Annotated in this window: 14 protein-coding genes; 9 read left to right on the plus strand and 5 right to left on the minus strand. The window is 68.1% G+C overall.

The annotated features are described in order from the left end of the window. Nucleotides 1-188: 188 nt before the first annotated feature. Together ABIC16_RS00950 and ABIC16_RS00955 are read right to left on the minus strand one after the other, a co-directional pair. A complete protein-coding gene (locus ABIC16_RS00950; protein ID WP_354289714.1) occupies nucleotides 189-1,637 on the minus strand; it encodes a hypothetical protein in 1,449 nt (482 codons plus the stop codon). Continuing rightward, nucleotides 1,634-2,377 (minus strand): ABC transporter ATP-binding protein, encoded by a 744-nt coding sequence (locus ABIC16_RS00955; protein WP_354289715.1) that lies wholly within the window; start codon nucleotides 2,375-2,377, stop codon nucleotides 1,634-1,636. Before ABIC16_RS00955 ends, ABIC16_RS00950 begins: the two co-directional genes overlap by 4 nt. A 96-nt stretch (nucleotides 2,378-2,473) precedes the next feature. Here ABIC16_RS00955 and ABIC16_RS00960 point away from each other — a divergent pair, with 96 nt between their 5' ends. The 9 genes from ABIC16_RS00960 to ABIC16_RS01000 all read left to right on the plus strand — a co-directional run bounded on the left by ABIC16_RS00960 (nucleotide 2,474) and on the right by ABIC16_RS01000 (nucleotide 8,800). Further along, a complete protein-coding gene (locus tag ABIC16_RS00960) occupies nucleotides 2,474-2,983 on the plus strand; it encodes a YbgC/FadM family acyl-CoA thioesterase (RefSeq protein WP_354289716.1) in 510 nt (169 codons plus the stop codon). Nucleotides 2,984-2,996: 13 nt separating this feature from the next. After that, nucleotides 2,997-3,689, plus strand: a complete 693-nt coding sequence (tolQ, locus tag ABIC16_RS00965; RefSeq protein WP_277971053.1) for a protein TolQ — start codon at nucleotides 2,997-2,999, stop codon at nucleotides 3,687-3,689. Nucleotides 3,690-3,692: 3 nt separating this feature from the next. After that, on the plus strand, nucleotides 3,693-4,130 hold the full coding sequence (gene tolR / locus ABIC16_RS00970) for a protein TolR (protein ID WP_242137931.1): 438 nt from the start codon (nucleotides 3,693-3,695) through the stop codon (nucleotides 4,128-4,130). Nucleotides 4,131-4,143: 13 nt separating this feature from the next. After that, nucleotides 4,144-5,232 (plus strand): cell envelope integrity protein TolA, encoded by a 1,089-nt coding sequence (tolA, locus tag ABIC16_RS00975; RefSeq protein ID WP_354289717.1) that lies wholly within the window; start codon nucleotides 4,144-4,146, stop codon nucleotides 5,230-5,232. Nucleotides 5,233-5,242: 10 nt separating this feature from the next. Beyond that, a complete protein-coding gene (gene tolB, locus ABIC16_RS00980; RefSeq protein WP_277971019.1) occupies nucleotides 5,243-6,673 on the plus strand; it encodes a Tol-Pal system beta propeller repeat protein TolB in 1,431 nt (476 codons plus the stop codon). Between the two features lie 86 nt (nucleotides 6,674-6,759). Beyond that, complete coding sequence (gene pal / locus ABIC16_RS00985; RefSeq protein WP_277971020.1) at nucleotides 6,760-7,269, plus strand: peptidoglycan-associated lipoprotein Pal; 510 nt, start codon at nucleotides 6,760-6,762, stop codon at nucleotides 7,267-7,269. Nucleotides 7,270-7,439: 170 nt separating this feature from the next. Next, nucleotides 7,440-8,339, plus strand: coding sequence for an SPFH domain-containing protein (locus ABIC16_RS00990; protein WP_354289718.1), 900 nt, complete (start codon nucleotides 7,440-7,442; stop codon nucleotides 8,337-8,339). 10 nt (nucleotides 8,340-8,349) lie between these two features. Then, on the plus strand, nucleotides 8,350-8,562 hold the full coding sequence (locus ABIC16_RS00995) for a type II toxin-antitoxin system antitoxin (RefSeq protein ID WP_354289719.1): 213 nt from the start codon (nucleotides 8,350-8,352) through the stop codon (nucleotides 8,560-8,562). Continuing rightward, nucleotides 8,555-8,800 carry a hypothetical protein gene (locus ABIC16_RS01000; RefSeq protein ID WP_354289720.1) on the plus strand — a complete coding sequence of 82 codons (246 nt, stop codon included), beginning with the start codon at nucleotides 8,555-8,557 and terminating at the stop codon, nucleotides 8,798-8,800. The genes ABIC16_RS00995 and ABIC16_RS01000 overlap by 8 nt, the downstream gene beginning before the upstream one ends. Nucleotides 8,801-8,818: 18 nt before the next feature. On the opposite strand, the gene ABIC16_RS01005 is transcribed toward ABIC16_RS01000, so the two are convergent. The 3 genes from ABIC16_RS01005 to ABIC16_RS01015 all read right to left on the minus strand — a co-directional run bounded on the left by ABIC16_RS01005 (nucleotide 8,819) and on the right by ABIC16_RS01015 (nucleotide 11,899). Next, nucleotides 8,819-9,694, minus strand: a complete 876-nt coding sequence (locus ABIC16_RS01005) for a S1/P1 nuclease (protein WP_354289721.1) — start codon at nucleotides 9,692-9,694, stop codon at nucleotides 8,819-8,821. A gap of 151 nt (nucleotides 9,695-9,845) precedes the next feature. Next, nucleotides 9,846-10,760 carry an isoaspartyl peptidase/L-asparaginase family protein gene (locus ABIC16_RS01010; protein ID WP_354289722.1) on the minus strand — a complete coding sequence of 305 codons (915 nt, stop codon included), beginning with the start codon at nucleotides 10,758-10,760 and terminating at the stop codon, nucleotides 9,846-9,848. After that, nucleotides 10,757-11,899, minus strand: a complete 1,143-nt coding sequence (locus ABIC16_RS01015) for an acyltransferase family protein (protein ID WP_354289723.1) — start codon at nucleotides 11,897-11,899, stop codon at nucleotides 10,757-10,759. Before ABIC16_RS01015 ends, ABIC16_RS01010 begins: the two co-directional genes overlap by 4 nt. Between the last annotated feature and the right edge of the window lie 83 nt (nucleotides 11,900-11,982).

Genomic DNA, 11,982 nt, shown 5'->3' on the forward strand with positions numbered 1-11,982 from the left:
GCGGACGGGTCCGCGGGCGAATGCCGTTCCGCTTTAGCGGGGACGCTGGATCATTTCGAAATCTCCCAAGAGCGTCCCCTGTCTAGGCCGGTCCATGCGGAGCGACAAGGCCCTCCCCCACCCCGAGGTCGCGCGTGGGCATGGCGCGTGGGGATGATCCGGAAGCGGCAATGCGGCCATGCTCGCGTTCACCCCGCCCCGGCCATCCCCCCGCTGACCCAGAACACCAGCCCCGCCGCACCGCCGCCGAACACGAGCGCGACCAGGATCGACAGGAGTCCTGCAACCACCGACCCGGCGCGGCGCTTGTTGAACGCGCCGCGTTTGGCCGGCTTGCCGAGTTTGAGCTCGACATAGCCCGCAGCCCCGCCGCCGAGCAGCGTCATCCCCAGCGTGATGACCGCCCCCAGCAACGTCTCGCGCGCGATGACGATCGGCAACAGCAAGGCGAACGGCGCGGCGATCGCGAAGGCGGCGAGCAGCTTGGCGCGGTCGACCTGCGCGCGGGCGACCGGCGCGACGCTGAGCAAGTCGGGCGCATCCTCCGCCGAAACGGTCAGCCACGCGAAGCTGCCGACGAGCTGGCTGGTGATGAGCACACTTGCGAAGGCGAGCCCGGCGGGAATCGGCAGCGCATGCCGCCCGCCGAACAGCCCGAGGCACAGCGGCGCCAGATAGATCATTCGGAGCACGATCTGGAAGGCGAGCGCCGGGTCGCGCACCAGCAACGTCCACTCCTTGGCGAACACCGTGCGCGTCAGGCCCGAACGGAACAGCCGTGCGCTCGCGCGCCCGGTCGGGCGGCGGCGCGAATGGCGTGCGGTGCCGTCGAGATAGCCAGACAGGAACGCGCGTTCGAGCGTCGCACCCGCCGCCGCGAACGCAGCGATCCCGAAGCCCAGCACGATCATGACAGCGACAGGATCGCCGAACGCGGCCTGGCCGGGCACGCCGCTTGCGCCCGAAGTACCGATCCCGGCGTCGCGCAGCCGGGCGAACAGCGCGCCGAACGTGCCGGTGCGGCCTTCGTCGCGCGGGAGCAATTGCGTGACGAGGAACAGCCCGCCCCCCATCACCGCCGCGACGACTTGCCCAACGGTGCGCGCCGCGCGCGGGCCGACAAGCGTCGCGATCAGCAGCGTCAGCGCGAGCCCGAGCGACGCGGCGACCAGCGCGAGCGCGATCAGCAGCGCAACCAGCCCGAACAGCCGTGGATGCCCAAGGATCGCGACCGGGAGGACGATCGGCAACAGCAGCACGGCATAGGTCAGCGCGATCGTCGCGGCGATGCCGAGCAGCTTGGCGCGCAACACGCTCCGCCCCTGGACCGGCGCGGACAGTAACAGCGCGAGGTCGCCGCTTTCGTACAGCGTGCGTTGGCTCCCGATCATTGCCTGCGCGGTCATGAAGGTCAGCATCAGCGCGCACACCGCGAGCACCCCGATCCGCGCGTCCGGCGGGATCGGGATCGGCGTATCGCGGAGCATCCAGCCCGCGCCGCAGCCGATCGCCAGCCATCCGACGACGAGCAGATAGCCGATCCAGCGGGTCGCGCCACGCGTCGGTCGTGCGCGGAACGCAAGCCGCAGTTCGTGACGCGCGAGCCAGGCGAAGCTGCCCGCCGGGGTCAGGGTCATGCCGTGACCGGCGCGCTGGTCAGGCGGATGAACGTGTCCTCCAGCGTCATCCCCGCCGTCCCCGTGCGGTCGCGCAAATCCTGCAACGTACCTTCCGCGAGCAATCGCCCACCCGCGATGATCCCGATCCGGTCCGCCATCCGCTCGGCGACCTCCAGGATATGGGTGGTGACGATCACGGTCTTCCCCGCATCGACTTGCGCGCGAAGTGCATCTTTCACCAGCCGCGCCATCGCCGCGTCGAGCCCGGTCAGCGGTTCATCGAGGATCAGCAGCCGGGGATCGTGGATCAGCGCGCCCGCCAGTGCGACCTTCTGCTTCATTCCGCGCGAGAACCCCTCGCACCGCGTGTCGCGCTGGTCCCACAGCTCGAGCCAGTGGAGCAGTCGGTCGGCTTCGTCGGCGGCGGCATGCGGGTCCATCCGCCACAGCCCCGCGACGAACGCGAGATATTCCAATGGGGTAAGCTTGTCGTACAGCATCGCCTCGTCGGGCAACCACGCGGTGATCGCCTTGGCGCCGAGCGGATCGCGCTGCGTGTCGATCCCGAAGATCTCGATCGACCCGGCGTCTTGCTGCGCGAGCCCGGCAACCATCCGCAGCGTCGTCGTCTTCCCCGCGCCATTGGGGCCGAGCAGCGCGTAGAGTTCCCCGGCAGCGATATCGAGGTCGAGCCCCGCGATGACGGGCGTGTCGAAGCTCTTGGCGAGCCCCCGGATGCGCAGCGCGGATGTCGTCATCTCGCCTGTTTACGCGGTGCCGCGCGCTCGTCCAGCGGCATTGCCGGGGCGGTGCGGGGTTTTCGTCGCGACGGCTTGCCGCTACAGCGAGCGCGCATGCCGCAGCCCGATCCCGCCCCTTCCGCTTCGCGCGGGTCCGTCGATGCGCTCGACCAGCCCGCGCGCGGGCGGATCGTCGACGGGGAACACCGCTTCCCGGTGCGGGTCTATTTCGAGGATACCGACCTTTCGGGGATCGTCTATCACGCCAATTATCTGCGCTACATGGAGCGCGCGCGCTCCGACATGCTGGTCCGCGCCGGGATCGACCAGCGCGCGCATCAGGAGGCGGGCGGAGGTGCCTATGCGGTCACGGCGCTCGCGATCCGCTATCGCGCGCCGGCCCGGCTCGACGACGCGCTTATTATTATCACACAATTACAACAAATTCGCGCGGCCTCGGTTGATATTCATCAACGGGTCATGTTGGGTGCCCAGATACTCACCGAAGCCGATGTCACCGCGGCACTGGTATCGCCCGGCGGACGCCCGCTCCGCCAGCCGGCCGCATGGGTGACCGCGTTTCGGCAAGTGATGGGCGAAATGCGAAGCGATCAGGGGAAATGACGTCGTGAACGAGATGATGCTGAATACCGACGCCGCGAGCATGTCGCCGATCGCGCTGTTCCTCCAGGCCGACGTTGTCGTGAAGGCGATCATGATCGGCCTGTTGCTTGCGAGCGTGTGGACCTGGGCGATCATCATCGGGTTCGTGGTCAAGCTCGGCGGTACCCGCCGCAAGATCGACGCGTTCGAGAAAGAGTTCTGGAAGGCCGAGGACATCGACGCTTTCTACAAGCAGCATGTCGACAACAAGCTGCCGATCGCGCGGGTGTTCGTCGCCGGCGTGGCGGAATGGCGGCGCTCGACCGTCGGCGGGCAGATCGATCGTGCCGCGACGCGCGAACGGCTCGCGACCGCGATGGGGGCTTCGGTCGCGAACGAGATCGACATCCTGTCCGACCGGCTCAACGTCCTCGCGACGATCGGTTCGGTCGCGCCGTTCGTCGGGTTGTTCGGGACGGTGTGGGGGATCATGCGCAGCTTCACCGGGATCGCACAGGCGCAGAACACCTCGCTCGCGGTCGTCGCGCCGGGGATCGCCGAGGCGCTGTTCGCGACCGCGATCGGCCTGTTCGCCGCGATCCCTGCGGTGATCGCGTACAATCGCTTCAGCCACGGCATCAACCGGGTCGAGGCACGGCTCAACCGTTTTGCCGACGGCTTCCACGCGACGCTCAGCCGGCAGCTCGAGAGCGACGGGCGGCGCTGAACCATGGCGATGAACCTCCCAAGCCAGCGCGGGCGCGGCCGACGCGCGCCGATGGCGGACATCAACGTCACGCCGATGGTCGACGTGATGCTGGTGCTGCTGATCATCTTCATGGTCACCGCCCCGCTGCTGACCGCGGGCGTCCCGGTGAACTTGCCGGACAGCCGCGCCAAGGCGCTCGACCAGGACCAGAAGCCGATCGAGATCTCGATCGACAACCAAGGCCAGGTGTTCGTCGCCAAGGACCTGGTCGGTGATGCGATGCTTCCCGACATCCTGTCGCAGCTTGCCGCCAAGGCCGACCCCGCCAAGCCGCCGCAGGTGTTTCTGCGCGCGGACACCAAGCTCGATTACGGCAAGGTGATGCGCGTGATGGGCGAACTCAACCGCGCCGGGCTCAACCGCGTGGCGCTGGTGACGGTCAGCCAGGACGGCAACTGAGATGGACGGGCGGATGAGCCGCAGCGAGGGGATCGCGCTGGGCGTGGCCGCGTTCGGCCATGTCGTGCTGTTCGCGATCCTGTCGCTGAGCTGGAGCGCGACCAAGCTGCCGCCGCCTGTGAACAAGCCGATCGATGTGTCGCTGGTCGACAATGTCGCGCTCGAGCAGACCGCGCCGTCCGCCGCCGAACCGCCGGCGCAATCCGCCGCGCCCGACGCCGGCCCGCCCGAGGACGCTGCGCCGCCAGCCGAGGAAGCAGCGGCCGCGCCTGAACCCGAGCCGGTGCCGGTCCCAGTGCCAAAGCCGCAACCCAAGGCGGAGCCCAAGGCGGAACCGAAGCCCCAACCCAAACCGCAGCCGAAGCCGGTCCCCCAGCCCAAGCCCGAGCCCAAGCCGGTCCCGAAACCCGTTCCGGTGCCAAAGCCGCAACCCAAACCCAGGCCCGAACCGAAGGCCGAAGCCAAGCCGAGCAAGGCCGACCTCGCCAAAGCGGCGCAGGAGAAGGCCGCGCAAGCCAAGGCTGCGCAGGCGAAGGCGGCTGCCGCGGCCAAGGCCATCGCGGACGCCAACGCGGCGAAAGCCGCAGCTGCAGCATCGGCGGCGAAGGCAGCAGCGGCAAAGAGCGCGGCGGCCAAGGGCAATGGCGCGAACGCCAAGTCGAGCAAGGCACGCGCGACCGGATCGCTGCTCGACGACGATTTCCGCAAGGGCCTGACGCAAAGCGCGAGCAAGGCCAAGGCGTCCGACGCCGCCCCCGGCGCGACCATGAACGCGCAGGCCGCCGCCGACATCGGCTCCGCGATCCGGCGGCAGGTCCAGCCATGCGCGGATCGCCAGCCCAACCCAGGGCCTGGCGCCTCGCGGATCATCGTGACGATCCGGCTCCAGCTCAACCGCGACGGGTCGCTCGCCGGGCGACCGACGGTTGCGCCGGATCACGGCGGGGTCGACGACGAGAATCGCCGCTATGTCGACGTGGTCGACCGCAACGCGATCGCGACCTTCACCGGGTGCGCGCCGCTGCGCGGTCTGCCGCCAGAGCTTTATGACGTGCCGCGCGGGTGGAAGACGTTTATCCTGCGCTACAAACTTCCGGGCTGAGGAACTGCCGATGCTTCCCAAGACGATGCTCAAGACCCTGTTGACCGTGTCCGGGGCCGCGCTGTTGGCCGGCGCCGCGACCGCGCAAACTGCCGCCCCGCCCCCGTCGGTGCCGCAGCCCGCGCCGCAAGGCGGGTTGCAGGCCCCTGCCCCCGGCGGCGCACCCAATGGCCAACAGGGCGGCGAACTGGTCGTCGACGTCGTCGGCGGGATCGCCGCGCCGCTTGGGATCGCGGTGCCGACCATGCCCACCAGCGAAGCGGTCGACACGCCCGCGGGCCGCACCGACGTGCTCGGCGCGCAACTGTCGAAGATCATCACGACCGATTTGCGCAATTCGGGTCTGTTCAAGCCGCTGGAAGCCGGACTGAAGCCCGTGACCGTGCCCGAAGTCACCGCGCCGACGTTCGAGTATTGGACCGGCGCCGGCGCCTCCGCATTGGTGCAGGGCTATGTCCGCGCGACCGGGGACGGGACGCTGACGGTCGGCTGCTATCTCTACGACGTCACCTCCCGCAACGAGATCGCGCGGCAGGGCTTCGTCGTCCCGCCGAGCGACTGGCGCCGCGCGGGGCACAAGTGCGCCGACATGGTCTATTCCAAGCTGACCGGCGAAGGCCCCTATTTCGACAGCCGTGTCGTCTACGTCTCCGAAACCGGCCCCAAGGGTCGCCGTATCAAGCGGTTGGCGATCATGGATCAGGACGGCGAGAACCACCGCTTCCTGACCAACGGCCAGGCGATCGCGCTGACCCCGCGGCTGTCGCCCGACCAGCGCTCGATCGTGTACATGAGCTATCTCAACGATCGGCCTGCGATCTATGTCTATGATCTGGCGTCGGGGCGGCAGAAGCTGCTGGTCGCCAACAACGACCTGACGTTCGCGCCGCGTGTTTCGCCCGACAGCCGCTGGGTGCTGTTCTCGATGGCGCGGGCGGGGAATACCGACATCTATCGCGTGCCGCTTGCTGGTGGCACGCCGCAGCGGCTGACTCAGTCGACCGCGATCGACACCGGCGGCACCTACTCCCCCGACGGCAGTCGCATCGCGTTCGAAAGCGACCGCTCGGGCACGCAACAATTGTACGTGATGAATGCGGACGGATCACAGCAGCAGCGGATCAGCTTCGGCAGCGGGCGCTATGCGACCCCGGTGTGGAGCCCGCGCGGCGACCTGATCGCTTATACCAAGATCGGCGGATCGTTCCGGATCGGGGTGATGAGCCCCGCTGGCGGCAACGAAAAGCTGCTGACCGACGGATCGCAGGACGAGGGTCCGAGCTGGTCGCCCAACGGCCGCGTGCTGATGTTCTTCCGCTCGACCGGTGGTGGTAGCGGCAAGGCCGATCTGTGGTCGGTCGATCTGACCGGAGTCAACGTGCGACGGGTTCCGACCGTCCTCGATGGATCCGATCCGGCCTGGGGACCGTTACGCCCTTAGTATCGATTTCCATGAATGCACCGGTCGATCGTGTAGTGATGTCGTGTAACCGGATGTTCGTTTCCGAATCCCCAAGGAGAAACCCGATGGCTAAAGTAACGACTTCGATCCTGATTGCGACCGCGCTGCTCGCAACCGCCGCCTGCAGCAAGAAGCGCCCCGCGGTCATTCCGCCCGCGCCGAGCGGTACCGCGCCGGTCGACCCGAATGCCGGCAACACCGGCGCGATCGTTCCCGGTTCGCGCGCCGATTTCGAACGTTCGGTCACGAGCAACACCGTCAACTTCGCACTCGACAGCTATGACATCGATGGTTCCGCGCGCGCGATCCTCGATAGCCAGGCGGCCTGGCTGGCGAAATATCCCAACGTGACGGTCAGCCTCGAAGGCCATTGCGACGAGCGCGGCACGCGCGAGTACAACCTCGCGCTCGGCGACCGTCGGGCCAATTCCGCGAAGAACTATCTCGCGGCGCGTGGTGTCGCGGCGGGGCGGATCTCGACGATCAGCTACGGCAAGGAGCGTCCGATCGCGCTGGGGTCGGACGAGCAGAGCCTCGCGCAGAACCGTCGTGCGGTGACGATCGTTCTGAACTGATCCTTCTTGCGGTTCGGTTTGACGGGGGCGGTGTCCGTGGGGACGCCGCCCCTTTTTTGGTCCGTCGCGCTCCCCAGCCGCCGTGTTTGATTCAATCGGCGGCCCACCACCCAATTGCGTCCCGCCCCGCAATGATATAAATATGATATCATAATAAACGGGAGGTACCGATGGTCGAGTCGCTCGAACGCAACACCGCACTCACCCTGTCGCACGAACGCGCGGCGCAGACGTCAAACGGCTATGTGATGCTGCTGGTGATCGTCGCGGCGCTGCTGCTCGCGGTGTTCGGCATCACGCAGATCGAGACCTCCGATTTCGGCGGCGTGCTCGTCGCGGTCGGCGCGCTCGTCACCGCCTTCGTCGCGGGCGGTTTCTATATGCAGCAACCCAATCAGGCGACCGCAATCACGCTGTTCGGGGCGTACAAGGGCACTGATCGCGTCACGGGCTTACGCTGGGTGCTGCCCTGGCTGTGGCGCAAGCAGGTGTCGCTGCGCGCGAACAACATGATTTCGGAGCGGCTGAAGGTCAACGACTTGCGCGGCAACCCGATCGAGATCGCCGCGCAAGTCGTGTGGCGCGTCACCGATACCGCGCAGGCGCTGTTCGACATCGACGATTACAAGGCGTTCGTGATCGTCCAGATCGAGGCGGCGGTGCGGACGATCGGCGCGCGCTACCCCTATGACGATTACGAGCATCAGGAAGTGACGCTGCGCGGCAACCACGAGCAGGTTGGCCAGGAACTCCGCGCCGAGCTGATCGCGCGACTGGTGACGGCGGGGATCACGGTCGACGAATGCGGCTTCACGCACCTTGCCTATGCGCCGGAAATCGCGGGCGCGATGCTGCGGCGGCAACAGGCGCAGGCGGTGGTCGCGGCGCGCGCGACCTTGGTCGAGGGCGCGGTCGGGATGGTCGAAATGGCGCTCGACCTGTTGTCGGCGAAGGGCGTGGTCGAGCTTGACGACGAACGCCGCGCGGCGATGGTCTCGAACCTGATGGTCGTGCTGTGCGGCGAGCGCGATACGCAGCCGGTCGTCAACGCCGGCTCGCTCTACCAATAGGCGCGAACGGATGGCGGATCCCCCCGCGAAGAAGGCGTTTGCGCTGCGGATCGACCCCGCCCTTCACGCGGCGGTCGAACGGCTCGCTGCGGGCGAGCTGCGGAGCGTCAACGCGCAGGTCGAATGCCTGCTGCGCGAGGCGCTGGCGCGGCGCGGGGTCAAGCTCGACGCGCCCAACCCGCCGCGGCGGGGGCGGCCACCGAAGGAGCCGGGTGATGCCTGAGTCGCAGGACGGCTATTGGTTCGTGCCGCATGCGTTCGGGATCGGTGCGACGCCGGTGACGTGGCAGGGCTGGGCGCTGACGATCGGTTTCGTGGCACTCTCGATGCTCGCGGTGACGAAGCTGCCGAACCGGGTTGCACAGACCGGGGTGCTGGTCGCGCTGATACTGCTGTTCACGCTGATCGCGATCCGCAAGACGCGCGGCGGCTGGAGATGGCGTTGGGGCGGGCGCGGGTAAGGTGCGCCTCGCGCGCCCTTACCCCAGCGCCGCATCCAGCAGCTTCGCCAGTCGCAACCCGCCGCGCTCGACTTCGAGCCGCGCGACCGGCACCAGCTTGGCGATCGTCGCTTCGTCGAGCGTCACGTGGTCGGGCGTCGGTGCGCACGGATCGGCCATGACGCTCGCATAGGTGACGTCATGCGCGACCTGCCAGCTTTCGCGGCTCCAGTCGGTCACGTCGCCCGCCGCAACCTTTGCGCGGACGGCGGGCGCGTAGCGACGCACCAGCGACGGCCCCGAGGTGATCGCCCGCTCGGCGAGCAAGCCGTCCCAGATCGAATGCAGGTTGAGCCGCGGCGGAGCGTAGCTGTCGTACGACGCCTTGACGTCGTTGCCGCCCTTGTCGTCCTTCTCGCCCGCATGGAGCGGCTGGTGGAGATCGCCGACGAAGTGGATCAGGAAGACCAGCGCCTCAAGCTTGTCCTTCTGCGATGCACGACGATTCTTGAGCGTCGCGACGTCACGCGTGATCTGCGCCGAGACGCAATTGCCGTCCTTGCACGCCTCGGTCAGCGAGAACGGGCGGCAGATGTTCACGTCCTGAAAGTGCCAGGTGTAGGCGTAACCGAAGCGCGGCTTGCCGTCCGCGCCCTTGATCGGCTTGACGCAATCCGCCCAGACGCTTGCGTCCGCCATCGTCCCCGCCTTGCACGTCGGCGTGTCGAGCAGCGCCTGCTGCGCGAGTAGCCGGTGGATCGCGGCGCGGGTCTTGGGGCGGATATTGGCCTCGGCGATCCGCGCGACGGTCTGATGGCCATATTCCCAATAGGCTGCGGCAGGCGTGGCGCTGGCCGCGGCAAACAGGGTGGCGGCAGCGATAAGCGCTGGGCGAACGCGACGGAGACGGGTCATGAGCCGCGCTTTAGGCGTCTGATGGGGTTGGCGAAAGCGGGAATGCTGAGAGGTTGCTGCTAAGCTTCTTCCCGTTTCCCCGCGCAGGCGGGGATACAGGGTTACGACCACAGCCCTTGTAACCCTGGTCTCCTGCCTGCGCAGGAGCACGTCAGGCTTGGCCGAACACCCCGATCTCGCGACCACCCTCCGACGAAAGCCGCGCGCGGTACATGCCGGGGGTGGTGAAATGCCACGCCGCGGTGCCGTCGGGTGCGGCGACGATCACCCCGCCGGTGCCCCCCATCGCGTGCACCTCGTCGAGCACCACCTTTGCCGCGTCGGCCACCGGCTCCCCGCCGATCCGCGCGCGGGCGCAGATTTCGTGCGCGACGCCGACGCGGATAAAGAACTCGCCCGAGCCGGTGCACGATATTGCGCCCGCGCGATCGTCGGCATAGGTGCCCGCGCCGATCAGCGGTGAATCGCCGATCCGGCCCCAGCGCTTGCCGGTCACGCCCCCGGTCGAGGTGGCGGCGGCGACATGGCCGTGCGAATCGCACGCGACCGCGCCGACCGTGCCGTATTTCATGTCGACGTCGAACTTGCCGCCGCCCGCCAACATCTCCGCCAATTGCGCGCGGCGTTCGGGGAGGACGAGCCAGTCCTGCGTCGCCGCCTCGCAGCCCTGTTCGCGCGCGAACGTATCCGCGCCTGCGCCGCTGAGCAGCACGTGCGGGCTGTGCGCCATCACCGCGCGGGCAAGCGACACGGGATTGCGCGTCGCGGTGACGCCCGCGACCGACCCGGCGTTGCGGTCGCGCCCGTCCATGATCGCGGCATCGAGTTCGGCAATCCCGTCGTGCGTCAGCGCGGCACCGCGCCCCGAATTGAAGTGCGGATCGTCCTCCAGCACGCGCACCGCCGCCTCGACCGCGTCGAGTGCGCTGCCCTCCGCCGAAAGCACCGCCGCGCCCGCATCGAGCGCGCGGCCCAGTGCGGCCTCCGCGCCCTCGACCTGAGCCGGGGTGAGCGTGTCGCGGGTCATTTGCCCGGCACCGCCGTGGAGCATCAGGGTCCAGCTCATGTCATGTGTTCCTTGCGGGGGAGCGGGCGCAGCCCGATCAGCGGGCGAAGCCAGCCGATCCGTCGCCCGATCAGATAAAAGAGCCAGCACCCGCCGATCGTCGCGACGACGAGCAGCGCGAATTCGGCGATCGGGGGCAGCCGGAACGGGAGCAACGCGCCCTCGACTCCCACGATGATCGTCTGGTGGATCATGTAGAAGGGGAACACCGCCTCGGTCAGCGTCCGCCGCCAGCGCAGGTCGAAATTGAGGAAGCGGTCGGCGATCCCGATCAGCGCGATGATCGAGCTCCAGCCATGCACTGGGCGCGCCACCGCGAACACCGTGCCGAAGGGGGCCGTGGGATGTGCGAGTCCCGGCCAGCGCCATTCGATCCCCGCCGAAACCGCATAGCTGACGAGCGCAACGACCAGCGCCACGGGCCAGTAACGATGGATCGCCGCAAGCGCGCGCGGCGATCCGGCGAGCGCGAAGCCGAACAGGAAGCCGGGCAGATATTGCACGTGCGACACGCCATCGCGGATCAGGTCGTTGGTCGGGCCCTTGCCGGGGAACAGCCATACGCTGACGATCACCAGCCACGCCATCGGCAGGAGCCACACCAGCACGGTGCCGAACACCCGGTCGAACGCGCGCTGGAGGCTGCGCCGCCCGACCAGCATCACGCCGAGCACGAGCAGCATCGTGTAGAGCCAGAGATAGCCGACGAACCACAGATGCTGCCAATTGGGCAACGGCAGGCCGTGGACCTTTGCGAACCGGAAATAATCGTGGAGCAGGAAATGGCCGAAATCGTGGGTGTAGCCGCGCTGCGTGGTCAGCTCGATCCACGGCTGGACGGGAACGATGACGAGCACGCCGAACAGCAACGGCACCAGCAGCCGCCACGTCCGATTGCGCGCGAACCGCGCCGCGCCGTGCCCGCGCGCGAGCAATGCGCGGCTGGCATAGCCCGACACGACGAACAACAGCAGCAACCGCCAGCTGTTGAGCGCGAGCATCGGCACCGCGACCCAGGGAATCGGGTGCGCGGTCTTGGCGTGATAGCCCCAGGGGACGAACACCATGCCGATATGGTAGAAGATGAGCAGACCGAACGCGCCGATTCGCAGCCAGTCCAGTCCATAATGCCGTTCCATCGGGCTTCCCTTAGCCGATGATCGCGCTTTGGCCAGCGCGACCGGGACGGCGCCGCCGCTTTCGCGCGGCAAAAGGTTCCCGT

Origin of the sequence: Sphingomonas sp. PvP055 (genome assembly GCF_040546365.1) — a bacterium.
Taxonomy (GTDB): Bacteria; Pseudomonadota; Alphaproteobacteria; order Sphingomonadales; family Sphingomonadaceae; genus Sphingomonas; species Sphingomonas echinoides_A.